Origin of the sequence: Corallococcus sp. EGB (assembly GCF_019968905.1) — a bacterium.
Classification (GTDB): domain Bacteria; phylum Myxococcota; class Myxococcia; order Myxococcales; family Myxococcaceae; genus Corallococcus.
This window is the reverse complement of record NZ_CP079946.1, coordinates 4,498,553-4,518,729: the sequence shown is the minus strand read 5'-3', so window position 1 is coordinate 4,518,729 and position 20,177 is coordinate 4,498,553. Positions and strand designations below refer to the sequence as shown.

At 71.2% G+C, this 20,177-nt stretch carries 16 protein-coding genes; 9 read left to right on the top strand and 7 right to left on the bottom strand.

Annotated elements, in window-relative coordinates; genetic code table 11:
- Window positions 1-636 precede the first annotated feature (636 nt).
- Complete coding sequence (locus tag KYK13_RS18900; RefSeq protein ID WP_223646143.1) at window positions 637-1,683, bottom strand: ABC transporter substrate-binding protein; 1,047 nt, start codon at window positions 1,681-1,683, stop codon at window positions 637-639.
- A gap of 156 nt (window positions 1,684-1,839) precedes the next feature.
- Here KYK13_RS18900 and KYK13_RS18895 point away from each other — a divergent pair, with 156 nt between their 5' ends.
- Together KYK13_RS18895 and KYK13_RS18890 are read left to right on the top strand one after the other, a co-directional pair.
- Window positions 1,840-2,832 carry an aldo/keto reductase gene (locus KYK13_RS18895; protein ID WP_223646142.1) on the top strand — a complete coding sequence of 331 codons (993 nt, stop codon included), beginning with the start codon at window positions 1,840-1,842 and terminating at the stop codon, window positions 2,830-2,832.
- 73 nt (window positions 2,833-2,905) lie between these two features.
- Window positions 2,906-4,264 (top strand): family 16 glycosylhydrolase, encoded by a 1,359-nt coding sequence (locus KYK13_RS18890; protein WP_223646141.1) that lies wholly within the window; start codon window positions 2,906-2,908, stop codon window positions 4,262-4,264.
- A gap of 61 nt (window positions 4,265-4,325) precedes the next feature.
- On the opposite strand, the gene KYK13_RS18885 is transcribed toward KYK13_RS18890, so the two are convergent.
- Window positions 4,326-5,525 (bottom strand): polysaccharide deacetylase family protein, encoded by a 1,200-nt coding sequence (locus KYK13_RS18885; protein WP_223646140.1) that lies wholly within the window; start codon window positions 5,523-5,525, stop codon window positions 4,326-4,328.
- A gap of 123 nt (window positions 5,526-5,648) precedes the next feature.
- On the opposite strand from KYK13_RS18885, the gene KYK13_RS18880 reads away from it, so the two are divergent.
- From KYK13_RS18880 to KYK13_RS18865, 4 genes are all read left to right on the top strand, one after another.
- Window positions 5,649-6,518 carry an ABC transporter substrate-binding protein gene (locus tag KYK13_RS18880; RefSeq protein WP_223646139.1) on the top strand — a complete coding sequence of 290 codons (870 nt, stop codon included), beginning with the start codon at window positions 5,649-5,651 and terminating at the stop codon, window positions 6,516-6,518.
- Window positions 6,515-7,309: an ABC transporter ATP-binding protein gene (locus tag KYK13_RS18875; protein ID WP_223646138.1), complete on the top strand. Its 795-nt coding sequence runs from the start codon at window positions 6,515-6,517 to the stop codon at window positions 7,307-7,309. The genes KYK13_RS18880 and KYK13_RS18875 overlap by 4 nt, the downstream gene beginning before the upstream one ends.
- Window positions 7,306-8,241 carry an iron ABC transporter permease gene (locus KYK13_RS18870; protein ID WP_223646136.1) on the top strand — a complete coding sequence of 312 codons (936 nt, stop codon included), beginning with the start codon at window positions 7,306-7,308 and terminating at the stop codon, window positions 8,239-8,241. Before KYK13_RS18875 ends, KYK13_RS18870 begins: the two co-directional genes overlap by 4 nt.
- Before the next feature lie 143 nt (window positions 8,242-8,384).
- Entirely contained in the window at window positions 8,385-9,224 is an 840-nt protein-coding gene (locus KYK13_RS18865; RefSeq protein WP_223646135.1) for a tetratricopeptide repeat protein, read from the top strand.
- A gap of 21 nt (window positions 9,225-9,245) precedes the next feature.
- Here KYK13_RS18865 and KYK13_RS18860 read toward each other — a convergent pair whose 3' ends face one another.
- From KYK13_RS18860 to KYK13_RS18850, 3 genes are all read right to left on the bottom strand, one after another.
- Window positions 9,246-9,464, bottom strand: coding sequence for a DUF3185 family protein (locus tag KYK13_RS18860; RefSeq protein ID WP_223646134.1), 219 nt, complete (start codon window positions 9,462-9,464; stop codon window positions 9,246-9,248).
- Between the two features lie 52 nt (window positions 9,465-9,516).
- Window positions 9,517-12,741: a ribonuclease R gene (gene rnr / locus KYK13_RS18855; RefSeq protein ID WP_223646133.1), complete on the bottom strand. Its 3,225-nt coding sequence runs from the start codon at window positions 12,739-12,741 to the stop codon at window positions 9,517-9,519.
- A gap of 132 nt (window positions 12,742-12,873) precedes the next feature.
- The gene (locus tag KYK13_RS18850; RefSeq protein ID WP_223646132.1) at window positions 12,874-14,262 is read right to left on the bottom strand and encodes a protease inhibitor I42 family protein; all 1,389 of its coding nucleotides are present in this window, start codon (window positions 14,260-14,262) and stop codon (window positions 12,874-12,876) included.
- A 162-nt stretch (window positions 14,263-14,424) separates the two neighbouring features.
- Here KYK13_RS18850 and glp point away from each other — a divergent pair, with 162 nt between their 5' ends.
- The 3 genes from glp (at window position 14,425) to KYK13_RS18835 (ending at window position 17,307) form a co-directional block, all read left to right on the top strand.
- Entirely contained in the window at window positions 14,425-15,654 is a 1,230-nt protein-coding gene (gene glp, locus KYK13_RS18845; RefSeq protein ID WP_223646131.1) for a gephyrin-like molybdotransferase Glp, read from the top strand.
- A 122-nt stretch (window positions 15,655-15,776) separates the two neighbouring features.
- Window positions 15,777-16,451 carry a GTP cyclohydrolase II gene (gene ribA, locus KYK13_RS18840; RefSeq protein WP_223646130.1) on the top strand — a complete coding sequence of 225 codons (675 nt, stop codon included), beginning with the start codon at window positions 15,777-15,779 and terminating at the stop codon, window positions 16,449-16,451.
- A 34-nt stretch (window positions 16,452-16,485) separates the two neighbouring features.
- Window positions 16,486-17,307 (top strand): MBL fold metallo-hydrolase, encoded by an 822-nt coding sequence (locus tag KYK13_RS18835; protein ID WP_223646128.1) that lies wholly within the window; start codon window positions 16,486-16,488, stop codon window positions 17,305-17,307.
- A 6-nt stretch (window positions 17,308-17,313) separates the two neighbouring features.
- Here KYK13_RS18835 and lipB read toward each other — a convergent pair whose 3' ends face one another.
- Together lipB and KYK13_RS18825 are read right to left on the bottom strand one after the other, a co-directional pair.
- Window positions 17,314-18,399: a lipoyl(octanoyl) transferase LipB gene (gene lipB / locus KYK13_RS18830; RefSeq protein ID WP_223646126.1), complete on the bottom strand. Its 1,086-nt coding sequence runs from the start codon at window positions 18,397-18,399 to the stop codon at window positions 17,314-17,316.
- The gene (locus KYK13_RS18825; protein WP_223646124.1) at window positions 18,396-20,162 is read right to left on the bottom strand and encodes a ClpX C4-type zinc finger protein; all 1,767 of its coding nucleotides are present in this window, start codon (window positions 20,160-20,162) and stop codon (window positions 18,396-18,398) included. The genes lipB and KYK13_RS18825 overlap by 4 nt, the downstream gene beginning before the upstream one ends.
- Between the last annotated feature and the right edge of the window lie 15 nt (window positions 20,163-20,177).

The following is a 20,177-nucleotide window of genomic DNA, read 5'->3' as shown; positions in this document are numbered from 1 at the left end:
CGGACAAGTCCGCATCACCGCACGAACCGGTCTGACTGTCCGACAAGCCGCCGCCGTCGAATGAACCGGTCCGACAGTCGGACAGGTCGGGCTTCCAGTGGGACTGGGTCCGTTCGCCGGCTAGGCGTGGACTAGCGCTTGAACTGGTCCGACTGTCCGACAAGCCGCCGTCACCGCACGAACCCGTCCGACTGTCTGACAGGTCAACGCCACCGCATGAACCGGTCCTACAGCGGGACAGGACGGGCTTTCGGTGCGAATGGGTCCAATCGCCGGGCAGGCCGGGACCTCCACTTGGACCTGTGTTCGGACCACGGCCGGAACCGGCCCGATGGTCCGACAGGTTCGAGGCCCTGCGGCGGTCCTCCTGGGCTGATGCTCCCCTGCGGATGATTCGCATGGGACTGGCCGCGTCACCTGGCCACGGAAACCTGTCCGACTGTCGGACGGGTTCGGGGCTGCGCGGCGACCTGTCGGACTGTTGGACGGGTTGGGACTGCCGCCACTTGTCCGACTGTCGGACAGGTTTAGAGCGCGCCGGTCCGGAGGGGGGCCTCATGGAGGTCCGGGAACCGTGGGCCCCAGTCCGCTTTGATTGCCACGCCGCGTCGCCACTGCGGGTCTCGCGTTCCTGGCTCATCGCGCGAAGGCCCGGCTGAACGATTCCTTGATGTCGCCGCCGTGCAGCAGCCCCTTCTCCAGGAGCTGCGGCGTCCAGGCCTGCGCCCGGTCCATCAACCCGTCCAGGCCGGGTTCTCCACGCGGGCCACCCAAGCGCGGGTCCACCGCGTGCATGTCTCCCCTCTCCACGATGATGCGTTGACCCTCGGGCGACAGCAGCACATCCACCAATGCCTTCGCCGCCACCGGATTGCGCGTCGATGCGAACAGTCCCGCCGGGCCCGGGATGACCACCGCGCCGTCCTCCGGCCAGAGGATCTCGATGGGGCTCCCCTTCGCCTTCGCCGCCAACGCGTTCTCCAGGAGCAGCACGCCCGCGTCCACCTCGCCGCTCTCCACCTTCTGGAGCACCGCCGCGTTGCCTCCCGCCACCACCGCGCCTCTCTGCCTCAGCCCCTCGAAATACGCCGCCCCGTGCTTCGCTTGCAGGAACACCGCCCATGTGAACGCGGTGCCCGACGTGAGCGGATCCCCGATGGCCACCCTGCCCTTCCAGCTGCCATCCGCCAACGCGGCGAATGACTTGGGCGCCTCGCCCGCGCCCACCCGGTGCACCAGCACCATCGTGGACAACCGCACCGCCGCGTACCTCGCGTCCAGGTCCAGGAGCGTGCGCGGGATGCGCAGCGAGTTCATGGATGCATAGCGGAGGAACGCGCCGTCCCGCGCCAACCGCTCGTAGAGAAACGGGTCCGACGTCATCAGCACGTCCGCGCGCACCGCACCCGCGGCGCGCTCCGCCTCCAGCCGGCTCGCCACCTTCTCACTGCCCGCCTGGTACCAGCGCACCTGCACGCCCGGCAGCCGCTCCTTGAGCAATGGCTCCAGCGCATCCAGCACGTGCCGGTACATCGATGTGTAGACCCACACCTCGCCGGACGGCGTCTCGGACTGCGCCACGGCGGCGCCTCCCGACGGCGCGGCGGATTCGATGCGGCACGCGGCCAGGAGGAGCACCGCGAGGAGCGGGCCCGCTCGCCGCACAAGGAGAGGGATGCGCATGCGGGTGTCGATTATGCGGCACACGCCCGCCCGGCACACCCATCCCGCAGCGGTGGCTCCTGCACAGTCGGCCCGCGCGCCCGTTGTCCGCGGCTGCCTCTGGTCCCAACGTCGGCCTCCCAGACGCCACCTGCCCCTCTGGAAGGACGCCCGCGCATGACCCGGAAGGAATTCCTCGCCGCGACGCTGTCGTTGATGGTTGCTCCGCCCGTGCTCGGGGCCTCCCCCTCGAAGTCGAAGAACGCCCCCGCCGTGCCCCGCCGCAAGCTGGGCCGCACCGGCGTGGAGGTGTCGTGCATCGGCCTGGGGGGCTTCCACATCGGCAAGCAGAAGGAGGAGTCGGAGAGCATCACCCTCATCCGGGGCGCGCTGGACCAGGGCATCAACTTCCTGGACAACTGCTGGGACTACAACGACGGCAAGAGCGAGGAGCGCATGGGCAAGGCGCTGCGCGACGGCTACCGCGCCAAGGCCTTCCTGATGACGAAGGTCGACGGACGCGACAAGAAGACCGCCGCGAAGCAGATCGACGAATCCCTCCGCCGCCTCCAGACCGATCACGTGGACCTGCTCCAACTCCACGAGGTCATCCGCGAAAGCGACCCCGACCACGCCTTCGCCAGCGGCGGCGCCATCGAGGCGATGAAGGACGCGCAGAAGGCCGGCAAGGCTCGCTTCCTGGGCTTCACCGGCCACAAGTCCCCAGACATCCACCTGAAGATGCTGGAGACCGCGAAGCAGCACGGCTTCCGCTTCGACACCGTGCAGCTGCCCCTCAACGTGATGGATGCCCACTTCAACAGCTTCGAGAAGCGCGTGCTGCCCGTGCTCGTGAAGGAGGGCATCGGGGTGCTCGCCATGAAGAGCATGGGCGACCCGTTCATCCTCGACAGCAAGACCGTCACCGCCCCCGAGTGCCTGCGCTACAACCTGTCCCTGCCCGTCAGCGTGGTCATCACCGGCATCGACTCGCAGGAGCGCCTGCAGCAGGCACTCACCGCCGCGCGCACCTTCAAGCCCCTGAGCGAGAAGGACGTCCAGGCCCTGCTCGCGAAGACGAAGGACGCGGCCCAGGACGGCGCCTACGAGAAGTACAAGACGAGCCACCACTTCGACGGGACCGTCCAGAATCCCCAGTGGCTCGGCTGAGTCTCTCCACGACTTCCTGGCAATACACACAAAAACCGGCAAACATGAATGCTCCCCCAACCCTGGAGCATTCATGCACCGCCCCCTTCGAGCAGGCCTTGTCGCCGCAGGACTCCTGACCACCCTCTCCGGCTGTGCCCCGGAGCCGGGAGCCGCCGCCCCGGTGGAGGCGGAGGGATACGGCCAGACGCAGCAGGGCGAGCGTGCCTACGACCCGGGCGCGGGGTGGTCACTGGCGTGGCAGGACGACTTCACGGGCACGGCGCTGAACACGGGCGCGTGGAACGTGCTGACGAGCAACTGGGATCCGGTGACCAACAACTGCAACTTCGGCACGGGGGAGCTGGAGTTCCCTCGCGCGCAGAACGTGGCGGTGGCCAACGGGAAGCTGATCATCTCGGCCGAGCGCACGGCGGACAACCCCACGGACTCGCGCTGCCCGGGTCAGTACCGGTCGTTCTACTCCGGCCGCATCCACACCAAGGGCAAGGTGGAGGGGCGCTACGGGAAGATTGTCGCGAGCATCAAGGTCCCGCCGGGCTACGGGATGTGGCCCGCGTTCTGGACGCTGGGTTCGAACATCCAGAGCGCCGGTTGGCCGGGCGCGGGAGAGATCGACATCCTGGAGTGGAAGTCCACGGAGCCCACGTGGATGAAGTCCGCGCTGCACTGGTTCAACAACGGCAACGCGGACTGGGGCACGGGCGCGAGCCGCGGCGTGGACCTGTCGCAGGACTTCCACACGTATGAAGTGGAGTGGACGGCGAACACCATCGTGTTCCGCCTGGACAAGGACTTCGTGTCCACGGCGACGTTCAACCACAACGAGTCCGAGTTCCAGCAGAACCACTACCTCATCCTGAACCTGGCGCTGGGAGGCGTCTGGTACGGGAACCCGTCGCCGGCCTCCATCGACCTGCCTTCGGGCGCCAGGAAGACCCTGGAGGTGGAGTGGGTGCGCTGGTACCAGCCGGGCGGCTCGCAGTCGCTCGGGCTCACCAACCCGGGCTTCGAGAACGGCATGACGGGCTGGACCACCTGGAGCCCGAACGGCACGGGGGCGGCGGCGTACTCGGAGACGTACAACGGGGGTCACTCGGGCAGCTTCCACCTGACGCACTGGACGTCGGCGGCGGCCTACGAGGCGTGGACGTACCAGACGAAGGCGGGCCTGGCGTCCGGCAATTACAAGCTGCGCGCCTGGTTCCGCAAGGGCGGCACGTTCGACTTCGCGCGCTTCCAGGTGAAGACCTGCGGTGATTGCGCGCCCGCCATCACCAACCTGGGGACCTACGGCGATTACACGCTGCTGGAGACGCCCGCCATCAACGTCACCAACGGCTACCTGGAGTTCGGCCTGCACAGCAAATCGCCGGCCCACAACGGCTCCAACTTCATCCACATGGACGACGTGGAGCTGATCAAGCTGTAGGCCATGGTCGTCCTTCCCGCGCGCGCCGGCGAGCACACCGGCGCGCGCGGTGGCGTCCCGACTACGGCACGAGCACGAAGTCGTCCACGTACAGCGTGCCCTGATCCGAACCCGATTCGTCCATCACGTAGATGTCATCCACCATGCCGGACGTCGCGCCCATGGCGCTCAGCGGGATGGAGACCTTCTGCCAGGTGCCCGCCGCGATGGGGTGCCCCAGCGCTGTCGCCAGGTTCATGCTGCCCACCGGGGTGCTGCCGTTGTAGAGCGCCAGCCGCACCTGCTGCCCGCCCGTCGTGCCTCCGTGAACCCAGAGGTCGATGGACTGGTACTGCGCCAGGTCCAGCCCCGTGTGGTGGAACATCAGCGCCTCCCAGTAATCCGGCTCGAAGCTGACCGCCGTTGAGCCGGAGTGCACCGTGACGGACTGATCCAGGTCGTGCGTCGCCCAGCTCCAGTCCTGGAAGCCGCTGCCCATCGCGTCGTCGTAGACCACCGTCCCCACCGACGGCGGCGCCTCCGTGAGGCCCTCCGTCAGCGCCAGCCCCTCCTCCACCGTCACGGTGCGGATGCCCGTCGACTGCACATGGTTGAGGATGTTCGTGAAGTTGGTCGTCTTGTACTGCGTGTCGCGCGTGGGCGTGCCGGTGGTGAACTCGTGGAAGAGGATGATGAGCCAGCTCTTCTCCGCGATGGCCTGGTTGATCCACCCCTTCACCGTCGCCACCGTCACCGCGCTCGACACGTCGTTCGCGCGCAGCTCGTAGATGACCGTGTCGCGGTAGTTGCGCCCCGCGTTGATGGTGCGGTGGCTGGCGTACGCCGACTTGAGCGCCGTCATCACCGTCGCGTTGTACGCGCCGTACGGTGACGCGAAGTCCTTGCCGCACGCCGCCCCCACGTTCGCCTCCAGCCACGCGCGCGAGTCGTGCAGCTCCGACGCCAGCTGCGCGGGCGTCAGCGTCGTCAGGTCCGCGTGCGTGCGCGTGTGGCTGGCGATCTCATTGCCCTCGGCCATGAGCGTCCGCACCTGCGCGAGGCTCAGGTAGCCGCCCCACCCCTGCGCCACCGCGTCGGTGACCAGGTAGTACGTGGCGGGGATGTTCCGCGACTTCAGCGCGGGCCGCGCCTGCGTGTACTGCGTGCTCCAGCCGTCATCCAACGTGATGGTGATCATCCCCTCCGCGAACGGCGACGCGGCCAGCGCCGAGGAAGTGCCAAGCAGCGCCGCCGCGCAGAGCGCGCGCGAAGTCCAGTTCATCCATGCCATGTCCGGGTATCCCCCCTGTGAGGAACTCCCAGGATATGCGCGCCCCCGAGCGAAACCCAGACACCGCTTCCCGGCCACCCACGCGTGACGCACGTGCTAGAAGTCGGCCCTCCCATGAGTCTCTTCCGCCTCCCCTTCCTGCTCTGCGTGGTGCTCGCGCTCGCGGCGGGCTGCCAGCGCTCGGCGCCTCCCGCTTCGGAGACCCAGGCGCGGCGGATCGTCTCGCTGTCGCCTTCCATCACGGAGACGCTGTTCGCCCTGGGCGCGGGCGCGGAGGTCGTGGGCGTGTCCGACTACACCGCCCTGCCCGCAGGCACTCCCGCCCTGCCGAAGGTGGGCACCACGTTCGCTCCCAACTACGAGGCCATCGCGAAGCTCAAGCCCACGCTGCTCGTGGATCAGCAGGTGAAGCAGGCCCCGGCGGAGGCGCTCTCCGCGCTCGCGCCGCTGAAGGTGCTGCCGTGGACGTCGCTTCACGAAGTGGTGGGCAGCGTGAAGGAGCTGGGCCGGTTGAGCGGCCACGAGCCCCAGGCCACCGCGCTCGCGGAGAAGCTGAATCAAGCGCTGTCGCGTCCCGCGCCCAAGGGCGCCCCCCGCGTGCTGCTGGTGCTGGGTGACCTGGGAGGGGCGCTGTCGGAGGTCTGGTACATGAAGCGCGCGTCGCTGCACGGCGCCGCGCTGGAGGCGGCGGGGGCCCGCAACGCCGTCGCGGAGGACGTCACGGGGCCCCCCAACCTGTCGCTGGAGGGCGTCATCGCGTTGGATCCGGACGCGGTGCTGGTGCTCGTCAATGCGCCGTCCCTGGACGCCTCGCAACAGGCGCAGATCCTCTCCTCGTGGAAGCAGCTCACCGGCCTGCGCGCGGCGCGGGAGGACCGGGTGCGCCTGGTCTTCGGGCCCGACGTGCAGTCCACCGGCCCTGCCATCCTCCACCTCGTCGAGCAGCTCCACGCCGCCCTGGGCACCCTGCCCGCTTCGCGATGACGGCCGGGCTGACGCTGGACGCGGTGACGGTGCGGGCGCGAGGACGGACGCTGCTGGACGGCGTGTCCCTTCACGTCGCCCCCGGGGACTTCGTGGCCATCGTCGGGCCCAACGGCGCGGGCAAGTCGACGCTCCTTCGCGTGGCGCTGGGCCTGCTGCGTCCGGATGCCGGCCATGCCTTCGTGGACGGGCACGATGTGACGCGCCTCGCCCCCCGGGAGCGCGCGGCGCGGCTCGCGTGGCTGCCCCAGAGGCTGGAGGCCGCGGAGCCCATCACCGCGCTCGAGCAGGTCGTCTCCGCGCGCTACCGCTTCCCCGAATCCCGCCGGGCCGCCGTGGAGGCCGCGCACCATGCCCTCGCGGAAGCAGGCGCCGCGGCCTTCGCCCTGCGCCCCATCACCGAGCTGTCCGGCGGCGAGCGGCAGCGCGTGGCGGTGGCGGGGCTGCTCGCGCAGGAGACACCGATGGTGCTCCTGGACGAGCCCGCCAACTTCCTGGACCCCGCACAGCAGTTGGAGCTCTACACGCGCATGGGACACCTGTGGCGAGCGGGGCGCGGCATCCTCTGCGTCACCCACGACGTCAACGTGCTCTCGCACACCCATGCTCCGGGCACTCGCGCGCCCCGCGTGGTGGGCCTGTTCCAGGGCCGCGTGGCCTTCGAGCGCGACCTCGACGCGCCGGACCTGGGCGAGCGCCTGGGCGAGCTGTTCGGCGTGCGCATGCGCGGCACGTCCGTGGACGGACACCGCGTCTTCGTGGGCCTGCCCCGGAGCGGAGGCACCCCGTGAAGGCCTGGCTGCTCGTGTTGGCCTGCGTGGTCGCGTGCGCGGTGGCGCCGTTCATCGGGCCGGGGCTGTCGCCGGACTCGGCGGACTTCATCTTCTGGCAGCTGCGCGTGCCCCGCACGCTGATGGCCATGCTGGTGGGCGGCACGCTGTCGCTGGTGGGCGCCGTGTACCAGTCCCTCTTCGCGAACCCGCTGGCCGCGCCCAGCACCGTGGGCACCACCGCGGGGGCGACCCTGGGCGCGCTGGTGGCCATCATCCTCGGGGCCCGGCTCGCGCCCGGCGGGTTGCCGCTCATCACCGCCGCGGCGTTCGTGGGGGCGCTCGGCGTGAGCCTGGTGGTGGCCGCCATCGCCGCGGGCCGCCGCGTGCGGATGAATGACGTGGTGCTCGCCGGCATCGCGTGCTCCATGGCCGCGAGCGCCATCGCCAGCGGCCTGCAGTTCACCGCGGACTCCGCGGAGCTCATGGCCGCCATGCGCTGGTCGCTCGGCCACCTGCCGCAGGTGGGCTACTCCGGCGTATGGCTCATCACCCCGTTCGCGGCCGTCACCCTCGTGGGGCTGCTGGCCCTCACCCGCGCGCTGGAGGTGTTCATCGCGGGCGAGGAACACGCGGAGTCCCAGGGCGTCCCCGTGCGCCGCGTGCGCACGGTGGCCATTGGACTGGGGGCGCTGGGTGTCGCCGCCTGCGTCGCGTGGTGCGGGCCCATCGCGTTCGTGGAGCTCATCGTCCCGCACCTGGTGCGCCGGACGCTCGGGGTGAGCCGCCGCGTCCTGCTGCCCGGCTCCGTGGTGGTGGGGGCCGCGTTCCTCGCGTTGTGCGATGCGTCGGCTCGGGTGATCCTCCCTGGACGGGAATTGCCCGTGGGGGTGGTGACGGCCGCCCTGGGCACGCCCCTGCTCGTCTCCCTGGTCGCCCGCTCGCGCCCCTGAAAGCACCCGGCCGGACGGGGGCCGCCCGGGAGGAGACGGTCCTTCGGGACGAGGGGTGTACGCGACGACTTCGGGTATATTCCGCGCCACGTGGGGCCCCCGGCTGGGGCGTGCCCCTGGAACTTCACGGAAAGGCTTTGGGCATGAAGCGACTGGGTAGCGTGGGTTTGATGCTGGGCGTGCTGACCCTGGGTGGATCCTTCGGCTGCACCGACGAGAAGGAAGAGAAGGCCAAGGAGCACCGGGTCAAGGGCACCAACTTCCTCGCGGACAAGAACTACGCGGAGGCGGTGAAGGAGTACGAGGAGTCGCTGAAGATCGACCCGACCCAGGAGAAGGTCTGGGAGAAGAAGGCCTTCGCGCACATGCAGGCGGGCCAGACGGACGAGGCCGCGAAGGCCGCGCTGAAGCTGGTGGACTTCGCGAAGACGCCCAACGACAAGGCCGACGCCTACCGCAACGTCGCGGCGATGTACGCGAAGAACGGCCCGCTTGAGAAGGCGGAGCAGTACTTCCAGGAGTGCCTGAAGATCAACCCGAAGGACACCGACGCGCTCAGCTGGATCGCGGAGGTGCACTCGCAGCGCGGTGGCGCCCGTTCCATGAGCGCGCCCGCGGTCCCCGCGGAGCTGGACCTGGCGCTGAAGACGTATGATCAGGTCATCGCCATCAACCCGGACCTGGCCAACACGTACCTGAACAAGCGCATCGTGATGTTCAAGTACATCGAGCACGAGAAGGCGCTGAAGCAGGCCGCCGAGCAGGAGGCCGTCGAGGCCGCGACGCCGCCCAAGCCGGAGAAGGGCAAGAAGCCCGTGGTGGATCCGCAGGCCGCGGAGCGCGTCGCCGCCGCCAAGGCCAGCGCCGAAGCCCATGGCAAGCGCATCGAGGAGCTGACCGCGCAGGCCAACGAGGCGACCAAGCAGTTCGGCGAGGCGACCAAGCGCGCCAAGGCCGCGCAGGCCTCCGGCGCCACCAAGTAGTCCCGGTGGAGGGGACGGGGCCTAACGCCGGCCTCGTCCTCCCCCGAAGAGTGCCAGCAGCGCGCCGCCCACGAGCGCGGCGCCGCCGCCCGCGACGTAGAGCGTGGTCTGCTCGGTGTTGCGGCCGGTGATGAGCTCCGTGGCGCGCTCCGTGAGCGAGTCCCGCGCCTTGAGCCCGGTGAACAGCAGCACGCCGCCCGCCACCGCGAGCATCAACCCCACGATTCTCACAGCACCCACACGGCCTCCTCGAGTGGAACGGTGGCGCGGCCGGAAGGCCCGCGCCCCGAGATCAGCGCTTGCGCTTGCCCGGAGCGCCGCGCCCCGGCTTCTTCGCGCCCTTGGCTCCGCCGGCCTTCTTCCCTGGCGCGGCCTTCTTCGAGGGCTTCCCCCGCGAGTTCGCCCCCGCGGCCGCCTTGCGGAGCTTCTTGGATGCGCCAGCGCGGCCGGGAGCCGCCCCCGTGGAGAGCTGGCCCCGCTGCGCGGCCAGCGCGCGGATCCGGTCGAAGCCCGGGTGCGGTGAAGCAGCCGGAGCCGAGTCGTCGGCCTCGAAGGCCGGCGGCGTAAAAGCCTCGCGAGGCGCCTTCGCGTCGCTCGCGGACCCGCCGCCGAAGCGCTCCGCGCCGGAGACGTCCTCGCGAGTCGTCGGGACCTCCGACGCCGTGGTGGACTCGCCGCCCTCGTCGGACGTCGGGCGCGTCGGACGGATGACCTTGCGCTTGCCCTTGGCCGGCGGGGCCGACTCCGCCCTGGGCGCGGGGGCCTCTTCCGGGCGGGCCCGCAGGAATCGGGAGGTGGCGCGGGCAGGCGCGGCCTCCTCGCGGCGCCCTTCCGTGCTGAAGCGTCCTCGCGGACGCGGTGCGGCCGGCGCCTCTCCCAGGACCTCATCGCCATAGCCGGAGACCGTCGCGGCCTCCACCGTGGCGGCGTCCTCGGACGAGGGCGGCTCCCACCCCTTCACGCCGGACGGCGTCTCCTCCACCTCCCCGAGCGACCGCCATTGCCGCGCGTCCGCGGCCTCGTCCACCGCGGGCTTCCTCCACGGCGTGCCGCCCGTCTTCGCGGCCTCGCGCTCGCGGCGCCCCAGACGGCCCGGGCGCTCATTCCTGCCACCCGTGTGACGACGGCCCGGCGCCTCGTTCACGTACTCGCGGTGGCGCGTCAGCGGACGCGCGCCGCCGGTCCGCTGGAGCGGAGCCTCATCCTCGAACTGGAGCGCCTCGAAGTCGATCTTCCGCGCCGTCGTGTTCGCCGACAGCAGCCGCACGCGCAGCTTCTGCCCCACGCGCACGCGCCGGCCATTCGGATACACCAGCGAGTGCGTGCGCTTGTCCAGCTTGGAGCCCGGCCCCAGCGACTCGCCCTTCACCAGGCCCTCGACGTGGACCTCGTCCAGCTCCACGAAGAAGCCGAACTCGGCGATGCCGGCCACCGTCGCGTCGAACTCCTCGCCCACGCGGTCCTTCATCATCAGGGCCGCGTAGAACGCCACCACCTCGCGCTCCACCGTCATGGCCGCGCGCTCGCGCTCCGAGCACTGCTGCGCCATGCCCTCCAGCCGCTCCTCCTCGCGGTCCAGCTGCGAGTCCGAGGGCCGCTTGCCCTTGCGCGCCCACACCGCCTTCAGGATGCGGTGCACCAGCAGGTCCGGGTACCGCCGGATGGGGGACGTGAAGTGCAGGTAGTTCTCCGCCGCCAGGCCGTAGTGGCCCACGCGCGTCGCCGTGTACACGGCCTGCATCATGGAGCGCAGCAACAGCTGGTTCAGCGCGCGCTGCTCCGGGTGCCCTTCCAGCTGCGTGATGAACGCGTCCAGCTCCTTGGACGAAACGCCGTTCTCCACGTCGAGTTGGAAGCCGTACGCCTCCGCCAGCACCGCGAACGCCGCCAGCTTCTGCGGATCCGGCTCGCCGTGGAACCGGTACACCGTGGGCAGGCCCTCGTCCTGGAAGTACGTGGCCACCGCCTCGTTGGCGGCCAGCATGCACTCCTCGATGAGCCGGTGGCTGTCCTTGCGCTCGCGCTTCTCCATGCGCAGCGGAAGGCCGTCCTCGCCCAGCACCACCTTGTGCTCCGGCACGTCGAAGTCGATGGCGCCTCGCGCCTTGCGCATGCCCATCAGCGCGCGCGCCAGCGCCATCAACTCCTCGAACCGGGGCTTGAGGAAGTTGCGGTGCGGCACGTCCTTGCCGTCCAGGACGTCCTGCACCTCGTTGTAGGTGCAGCGCGCCACGCTGCGCATCACCGCCGGGTACAGCTCGTGCGAGCGGCGCTGGCCGTGGCGGTCGAACGTCATGTCCGCCACCATGCAGAGCCGGTCCTCGTCCGGACGCAGCGAACAGATGCCGTTGGAGAGCCGCTCCGGAAGCATCGGAAGCACGCGGTCCGGCAGGTACACCGACGTGGCGCGATTGAGCGCCTCCGCGTCCAGCGCGCTGCGCTCCTTCACGTAGTGCGACACATCCGCGATGGCCACCACCAGCCGCCAGCCCCCGGCCTTCGGCTCCGCGTACACGGCGTCGTCGAAGTCGCGCGCGTCCTCGCCGTCGATGGTGATGAGCGGCAGCTGGCGCAGGTCGCGGCGGTTGCCTTCCGTGGCCTCCGCCTCCGTGACCTTCACCGCGAACGCGTCCGCCTCGTCCATCACCTCCGGAGGGAACTCGTCGGAGAAGCCGTGCGCGAAGGCCGACCCCAGCACCTCCGCGCTCGGGTCACCGGGCCGCCCCAGCGAACCGGCCACCTCGCCGAACAACCCCTGTCCGGGCTCCAGCAGGTCGGCGCCCACGCCCAGCCGCACCTTCACCAGGTCGCCGTCGCGCGCCATCTGCGTCGCCGGCACGCGGATGGGGCCCGGCAGGTTCGTGTCCGTGGTCATCACCAGCGAGTGCCGGCCCTGCGCCACGTACGTTCCCACCGCCAGCTCACGCCGCCGGTTGAGCACGCGCACCAGCCGGCCCTCGAAGCGGCCCGGCCGCCCCGCGACCTCCACCAGCACGCGGTCGTTGTCGAGCGCCCGCTGCGCCTCGCCGGGCGGCAGGAAGATGTTCTCCCCCTCGCCCGACACCGGGTGGACGAAGCCGAAGCCGTCCCGGTGCATGTGGAGGATGCCCTCCACCGCGGGCTGGCCCGAGTCCTCGAAGCGGTCGTCCCGGGAACCGCGCTGGAGCGAGCGCCGGAAGCCACCGCCGCGGAAGTCCGGACGCTCGTCGCGGAAGCCTCCCCGGCGCTCCTCCCGCCCACTGCCGGGGGCGGGGCCCCGCTTCTTGAAGGGAGGCGCGGACAGGTCGCGGCGGGAATCGAGGCCGGCCTCGGGCGCCCGGGGCGTGCGCGGGCCTTCCGGCCGGAAGCGCTTGCCGTCCTTGACGATGGCGCCCGCGCGCACCAGCTCACGCAGGGCGCGCTTGAGCTCGGTCTGCTGGCCGGGGTTCAGCCCCGCGACGCGAAGGAGCTCCTTCACGCCCAATGGGTGGTCGGCTTCGGCGAGCAGCTGTCGGATGTGGTCTTGGGAGAGGCTCACGGTGGGGATGCGGCGAGGCCGCTGAGGGAACGGGTAAGCCCGAAGGGTGCGGGCGGGAACCCCCCGGCCCCCATTCGCCCTCCCTGGCGGACCTTGCGATCCAGGGAGGGCCCGTGCGCCCGGACCGTCAGGTCAGGGCTTGACCGTGACGTTGATCTTGAAGGAGCGCTCCACCACGCCCGGCGTGAACGCCTTGGCGAGGAAGAACTCCACTTCGAAGTTGCCGGGGTTGCGCGGCGTGAAGAAGAACTCGCGGGTGGCCGGGCCGGACGCGGCGCCCGGCTCGAAGTTGGCCTCGCGCAGACCCACGCGCTTGGCCAGCGTGGGCTCAATGGCCCAGGTGGAGCCGGGCTGCTCCTGCAGGCGCACCGTGAGGCCGTGGTTGAGCTTCACGTCCACGGACGTGGGCACCTCGCCCTCGATGTGCACCAGCTCCATCTCGTCGCGCGACACTGAGCGCGCCTCGGACGGACGCGGCTCCACCGTCTCCGCGCTGATGCGGCCGCCCCAGCCGGACGTCTTGTCCACCACGCCCGTCACCTGGAGCGTCTGCCCCACGTTCTTGCGCAGGGCCTTGGTGGCCGCCTTCCCGTCGATGGCGAAGGACACCTGCTGGCGCGTGCCGCCGTTGGACACCACCAGCACGAAGTCCTCGCCCATCATCTCCAGGTTGCCCCGGATGCTGGCGAAGCCCTTGATGCCGGCGCCCATGCCCGCGGCGACGGCCATGGAGACCTCGCCGGGCGACAGGTAGCGCAGCTTCGGCTCCGAGTCCGTGGGCGGCGGCGCGACCTCCTCCACCTCCGGCTTCTTGGCGGAGTACTTGCGCACGTCCACCACGCCGCTGTGGTTGGTGGTCTTCTTGATGAGCCCGCTCACGGAGACCTTGTGGTCCACGTAGGCCGGCAGCACTTCCTGATCCGGCCCCTGCAGGAGGAACGTCAGCTCGCGCTTGTCGCGGCCCACGACGACCAGGTGGGGCAGCTCGCCGCTGAGGATGAGCCGGCCCTTCAGGCTGCCCTCGCCCATCACGCCGCGGCCTTCACCGGCGGTGAGCAGCTGCTCCATCTCGCGCTTCGTGAGCGGCTCGCCCACGGGCGGAAGCTTCGTCGCGCGCGGGCGCGGCTTCTCCACGGGGGGCGCGGCGGGGATGGCCGACGCGGCCTTGCCCCCCGCCTTGCCTGCCGCCTTCTTCGCGGACGCGGGAGCCGCGGCGGGCGCGGTCTTCGCGGCGGGCGCGGCCTTGCCAGGCTTCGCGGGCGGAGCGGCCTTGGCCGCCGCCTTCTTGGCGGCCGCGGGGGCCTTCTCCACCTTCTCCGCCACCGCCTTCTTCGCCGCCGCGACCTTCCCCTTCGCGCCTTCCGCCACCGCCTTGACGACCTTCGTCGCGGCCGTCGCCACCTTCTTCGAGGCGTTGCGGATCAGATCCAGGCGGGCCGCGTTGTCCTTCTTCGCGGCAGGCTTCGCACCGGCTTTTGCAGCGGGAGTCGGCTTCTTCGCCCCGGACTTGGGCTTGGCCATCGACGCTGTCTCCTTGAGAATTTCCCGTGTGCTATCAACGGGTTGGCGGGACGCCCCTGCTGTTGGACGCGAGCCTCGCGATCACGGTTGCTTGTAACGATGATCAGCTGGGCTGTCAAACTAACACTTGATTTTCCCACGGACTTTGGGTGGGAAACCCGCATGAGTGATGCCCCCGCATTGCTGCCGGTGGAGGAGGCCCGAGCGCGGATCCTCGGGCTGTGCGCGCCGCTGCCCACCGAGTGGGTGCCCGGGGATGACGCCCTGGGCCGGGCGCTGGCCGAGGACGTCCACGCCCGCCGCACCCTGCCCCCCTGGGACAACTCCGCCATGGACGGCTACGCGGTGCGCTCCGAGGACGTGGCGGGCACGCTGCCCGTGCGCCTCACGGTGGGCGAGACGGTGTTCGCCGGCAGGCGCCCCACCCGGGAGGTCACCGCCGGAACCTGCGCGCGGATCATGACCGGGGCCCCCCTGCCCCCGGGCGCGGACGCGGTGGTGATGCGCGAGCGCACCCGCGCGGTGCCGGATGCGCCGGACGCCGTGGAGATCCTCGAGGCCGCGGGGCCGGGGAACTTCGTGCGCCCCCGGGGCGAGGACGCCAAGGAGGGCGACGTGTTGCTGCGGCGCGGCACGCCGCTGGGCATCCCGGAGCTGGCGCTCTTGTGGGCGCAGGGCCAGGGCACGGTCCCGGTGCCCCGCCGGCCGCGCGTGGCGGTGCTGTCCACCGGCGACGAGCTGTGCCGCGTGGACGAGCCCCCCGGCGACGGCATCGTGGACGTCAACGCCCCCGCCCTGGCCCTGGCGGTGCGGCGCGCGGGCGGCGTGCCCACGCTCCTGGGCATCGCCCGGGACACCCGAGAGGCCGTCCAGGAGGCCCTGGCCCGCGCGGAGGGCTTCGACGTCGTGCTCACCAGCGCCGGCGTGTCCGTGGGCGACCACGACTTCGTGAAGGAGGCCCTGGGGGCCCTGGGCGTGAAGCAGCACTTCTGGCGCGTGGCCATCAAGCCCGGCAAGCCGCTGGTCGTGGGCCAGCGCGGCTCCACCCTGTTCCTGGGCCTGCCTGGAAACCCCACCTCGTCCCTGGTGACCTTCGAGCTCTTCGTGCGCCCTGCCCTGCGCCGGCTCCTGGGCCACGCGGACGTGGAGCCGCCCCGGGTGGCCGGCCGCCTGGAGGGCGCGCTCTCCAAGGCACCAGGGCTGGCCCACTTCGTGCGCGTGACGGCCACCTGGCGGGCGGGCGAGCTGTGGGCGAAACCCCTGGGGACTCAGACGTCGGGGGCCCTGCGTTCAGCTGCGGCAGCCACGCATCTGCTCCACCTCCCCCGGGAAATCAGCAGCTTGACTGATGGCTCCCATGTGGAGCTGGTCCCCCTCTCGTGGGTGGCTTGAGCAACACAGTCCACGTCCGCCGCATCCAAACAGGCGGGTTTCATCACACCCATTGGGGTGCCACCTTGACTTGCATCCGGTGGGGCGAGAAGTAACGGCCCCTCTCTGGGAGACGACCTACCATGTCCGACACTCGCACACCCCAGGTCCTGCCGACCCGAAAGCCGTCCCAGCACCTGGAGCGGTACTCGGAAGCAGACGTGCCCACGGCCCGCGGGGTGCTGAAGACCATCGTCTTCCGCGACAAGCGCAACGGGCGCGAGCACGTGGCGCTGGTGGTGGGCGAGCCCAAGGGGATGGAGGGGGTGCCGGCGCGCATCCACTCCGAATGCCTCACGAGCGAGGTGTTCGGCAGCCTCAAGTGCGACTGCCGCGAGCAGCTGGACCGGGCGCTCGACTTCGTGGCCCAGAACGGGCTGGGCGTGGTGCTCTACCTGCGCCAGGAGGGCCGGGGCATCGGCCTGGGCAACAAGATCAAGGCCTACGCGCTCCAGTCGAAGGGCTTGGACACCTACGAAGCCAACCGCCAGCTGGGCTTCGCGGACGACTTGCGCTCGTACGACATCGCCGCGGAAATGCTCCGGTCGTTGGATGTGCGGTCGGTGGACCTGATCACCAACAACCCGCTGAAGATCGCCGGGCTGGTGGAGGAAGGCGTCGCGGTCCGGCGCCGAATCCCTTCCCGGACCGAGCACAATCCGCATAACGTCGACTATTTGAGGACGAAGCGCGAGCGTACGGGGCACCTGATTGAGCTCTTCGCGGAGGACGACGACACGGAAGCCAAGGCCGGCTGAGCGCCCGGCCCGGCGGGGCACCGCGCGCTTCGAGGTGCGCTTCTGGGGGGTGCGCGGCTCCATCCCCGCGCCCGGCCCCGCGACGAAGCGCTACGGCGGCAACACGCCGTGCGTGGAGGTCCGCTGCGGCGACGAGCTGCTCATCTTCGACCTGGGCTCGGGAGCACGCGGCCTGGGAGACGCGCTGGCGGCGACGCGAAAGCCCGTCAAGGCGTCCATCTTCATCTCCCACTACCACTACGACCACCTGCAGGGCCTGCCGTTCTTCTCGCCGATGTTCTCCCCGGCGAACCACGTGACGCTGTATGGCTCACCGCGTGACGGCCGGTCGCTCAAGCAGATATTGGCCGGCCAGATGGTGCACCCCTACTTCCCGGTGACGGCGGAGGAGGTGTTCCGCACGCGCCTGGAGTACCGGGACGTGAAGGTGGGCGAGGACATCCCGGTGGGCAAGGCCGTGGTGCGCACGCTGGAGCTGAACCACCCGGGCGGCAACGTGGGCTACCGCGTGGACTTCGGCGGGCGCTCGCTGGTGTACGCGACGGACGTGGAGCACGGCACCGAGCTGGACCAGAGGCTGTTCGACTTCGCTCGGGGCGCGGACGCGCTCATCTACGACTCCATGTACACGGAGGACGAGTACCGCGGCCGCAACGGGCCGGCCCGCACGGGCTGGGGCCACTCCACCTGGGAGGCGGCGGTGCGCGCGGCGGACGCCAGCGAGGTGAAGCAGCTGGTGCTCTTCCACCACGACCCGGGCCGCGACGACGCGGGCATGGACAAGCTGCTGCGCGAGGTGCGCAAGCACCGCAAGGACTCCATCGCCGCGAAGGAGGCGATGGTCCTCAAGCTGTAGCCGCCGTTACGGCCCGGGCGCCTGGAGCGCCCCGGTCACCGCCTCGCGCAGGCCCCGGAAGGGCAACCTCGCGAGCGCGGTGGGCACGTCCACCCACTCGAAGGCGTCGTGCTCCGGGCCCAGGCGCACCTGCGTGTCCGGCGCGGCGTGCACCGCGAAGCCGTGCTCCTCCACCAGCCTCGGCGGCAGCGCCTCGCCCAGCGCGAACGCGTGGCGGTAGGCCAGGTCCACGACGGGCAGCGCGAGGCCCGTCTCCTCCCTCAGCTCCCGGCGGGCGGCCTCCGCGGGGGACTCGCCCGGCTCCAGGCGCCCCGTCACCGTCTGCCAGAAGCCGCCGCGCTCCGGCGTCCGGCGCACCAGCAGCACGCGCGCCTCCGGCCCGCGGCCGCGCACCACGGCGACGCTCACCGTGCGCAGGTCCACCGTGCCGTCCACGCGCTGGGCGTCGAAGACCCGGGTGAACTCGCGCGCGAGCACCTCCTCCACGTCCGGGACGGACACGGGGTGGCCCAGCTCGCGCTGCATGGACGTGACGCCCGCCTCGCGGATGCCGCACGGGACGATGAGCTGGAAGTGCTCCAGGTTCGTGTTCACGTTGAGCGCGAAGCCGTGCGTCGTGAGCCAGCGCGACAGGTGCACGCCAATGGCACCAATCTTCCGCGCGTCCGGCGAGCCCTCCTGCCCCAGCCACACGCCCGGCCACTTGGGGATGGCTCCGGCCGTGAGGCCGAAGGCCGCGAGCGTCTGGATGAGCCCGCGCTCCACGTCGCGCACGTAGCGGCGCACGTCGCGGCGCTCCGGCGGCAGGAGGAGGATGGGGTAGCCCACCACCTGTCCGGGGCCGTGGTAGGTGACGTCGCCGCCCCGGTTGGTGTCGAACACCTCCACGCCCTCTTCGGCGAGGCGCGCGTCGGTGGCGGTGATGTTCTCGCGCTTCGCGGCGCGGCCCAGCGTGAGGACGGGCGGGTGCTCCAGGAGCAGCAGCGCGTCCCCGATGCGCTCCTGCAGGCGGGCCTCGCCGAACAGGTGCATCAACTTCAGCCCGTCCTCGTACTCCACCCGGCCCAGGCGGAAGACGGTGAGCGTGTTCATGGTGTTCCCTTTCGCCCCCCTCGTGGGTGGTGGGATGGCGCGGCGGGCGTCTGGGCCGCCTCCAGGCTCCAGCTGCCCGCATAGACGCGAGACAGCAGCGCCTGGAGCTCATGCCCCGCGCGGGGAGAGCGCACCGCCTCGGCGGCGAACGCTCCCAGGACTTCTTCGGACAACGTGACCACCGGCTGGCGCAGGGCCAGGGAGCGGCGGGCCACTTCGACCAGCTCCGGCACCGTGGGGCGGCGCACCGGGAGCAGCACCTGCACGCGCTCCAGGAGGGACACCGGCACGAGGCCCTGCACTGCTTCAATCATGCCCGCGGTGGTGGGGACGGGCAGGCTGCCGCCCTCCCCTCGCACCCACAGGCCCAGCGACGACGCGGCGCCCCGGGCGCTCATCACCACCGCGCGCACCGGGTGGCTGGCGAGGAACGCGGTCAGCGCGGCCTGGGCCCGGGGCTCCAGGCGGTCCACGTCTTCGACGAGGAGCGGCTCGGTGCCCGGCGTGGAGGCCAGCGCGTCCACGGTCGTGAGCACGCCCTGGCCGCGCCGCTGGAGCGACTGGAAGAAGAGGCTCTTGCCGCAGCCCTCCGGGCCGACGAGCAGCAGGCAGCGGGCGCCCGCCTGGAGCGTGCGCTCCAGCAGGGTCTTCAACTCGTCGTGGCCCACCATCTCCACGGTCCCGGCGCGCGGCTCCTCGGCCACGGGCTTGCGCACGGGGGGCGGAGCGGCGACGTTGCCGAGCAGAGCCAGGGATTCGCCCAGGCAGCCCTTGCAGATGAACGCGCCCGCCGGGCCCGCCACCAGGTCGCCCACCTCGCCACGGGGGCGGCAGCAGAACGAGCACCACGCGTCCAGCGCCGGATCCGCGCGGGTGGGGCCGCGCTCGATGATGCGCTTCTCGCGCCGGCGGCCCCGCGCCGGTTCCGCGTGCACGGGAGGGGCGTCCTCGTCCGGCGGGCGCAGCAACCCGCCAGGGACGACGGAGTCCTCATCCGGGCGACGCAGCAGCCCGCTGGAGACGCCAGCGTCCTCGCCGCCAGCGGCGCGCAGCAGCCCGGTCGCGGGATCGACCGCGTCTTCCTCAGGGGGCATGAGCAGTCCGCCCGGCACGACGACGTCGTCTCCGGAGGCGACGGCAGGCGTCCGCCCGGTCTGGGGTCGCCGCCCGGTCGAGGCGTCGTCCGTCGATGAAGGCCGCGAAGCATCGTCAGTCCTGGCCGGACGCCGGTGACCGCCAGACTCGGGGGCGTCCAGCTCCGCTTGCGGCTCGTCCTCCGCGGGCCCGGCGACGCTCTCTCCGGTAGCCGGGCGCATGGCGACGGGCCCGTCACGCCCGGTGATGGCTTCAGCCGAGGGCGGGGCCCCGATGGCGGCGATCCTCCCCGCGAGCCTCGGCAGGCCGGGCTCGGTGCGGAGCGGCGCGCCGCCAGTCACGGTGGGAGCCTCGTGGTCCGCCAGCGTGTGCGCCACCGCGTCCGCCTTGTCGTTGAACGCGGCGGATACCTGGTCGCTCCAGCTCACCGCGCGGAAGGTCATCGCGTCCTTGTTCCCCGCCATGGCCGCGGTGAAGGCGGGGCTGACGTCCGGGGCGCGGGCCTTCAGCTGGCGCGCCTGCCGCAAGAGCTGCGCGGCGCGCGAGGTGTGCCCGGACTTCTGGTACAGCGCGGCGGCCTGCTCCAGACACTCCGCTGCTCGCGCGCGGTCTCCCTGGAGCTCGGCGGTCTGCGCGGCGCGGATCAACTCACGGGGATTGTCGGCCATCGCGGATGCCCGCCT

What these genes read in the sequence shown, in the direction of transcription:
- KYK13_RS18900 (WP_223646143.1), bottom strand. Translation starts at nt 1,683, where the DNA reads ATGCGCATCCCTCTCCTTGTGCGGCGAGCGGGCCCGCTCCTCGCGGTG.
- KYK13_RS18895 (WP_223646142.1), top strand. Translation starts at nt 1,840, where the DNA reads ATGACCCGGAAGGAATTCCTCGCCGCGACGCTGTCGTTGATGGTTGCT.
- KYK13_RS18890 (WP_223646141.1), top strand. Translation starts at nt 2,906, where the DNA reads ATGCACCGCCCCCTTCGAGCAGGCCTTGTCGCCGCAGGACTCCTGACC.
- KYK13_RS18885 (WP_223646140.1), bottom strand. Translation starts at nt 5,525, where the DNA reads ATGAACTGGACTTCGCGCGCGCTCTGCGCGGCGGCGCTGCTTGGCACT.
- KYK13_RS18880 (WP_223646139.1), top strand. Translation starts at nt 5,649, where the DNA reads ATGAGTCTCTTCCGCCTCCCCTTCCTGCTCTGCGTGGTGCTCGCGCTC.
- KYK13_RS18875 (WP_223646138.1), top strand. Translation starts at nt 6,515, where the DNA reads ATGACGGCCGGGCTGACGCTGGACGCGGTGACGGTGCGGGCGCGAGGA.
- KYK13_RS18865 (WP_223646135.1), top strand. Translation starts at nt 8,385, where the DNA reads ATGAAGCGACTGGGTAGCGTGGGTTTGATGCTGGGCGTGCTGACCCTG.
- KYK13_RS18850 (WP_223646132.1), bottom strand. Translation starts at nt 14,262, where the DNA reads ATGGCCAAGCCCAAGTCCGGGGCGAAGAAGCCGACTCCCGCTGCAAAA.
- glp (WP_223646131.1), top strand. Translation starts at nt 14,425, where the DNA reads ATGAGTGATGCCCCCGCATTGCTGCCGGTGGAGGAGGCCCGAGCGCGG.
- ribA (WP_223646130.1), top strand. Translation starts at nt 15,777, where the DNA reads ATGTCCGACACTCGCACACCCCAGGTCCTGCCGACCCGAAAGCCGTCC.
- lipB (WP_223646126.1), bottom strand. Translation starts at nt 18,399, where the DNA reads ATGAACACGCTCACCGTCTTCCGCCTGGGCCGGGTGGAGTACGAGGAC.
- KYK13_RS18825 (WP_223646124.1), bottom strand. Translation starts at nt 20,162, where the DNA reads ATGGCCGACAATCCCCGTGAGTTGATCCGCGCCGCGCAGACCGCCGAG.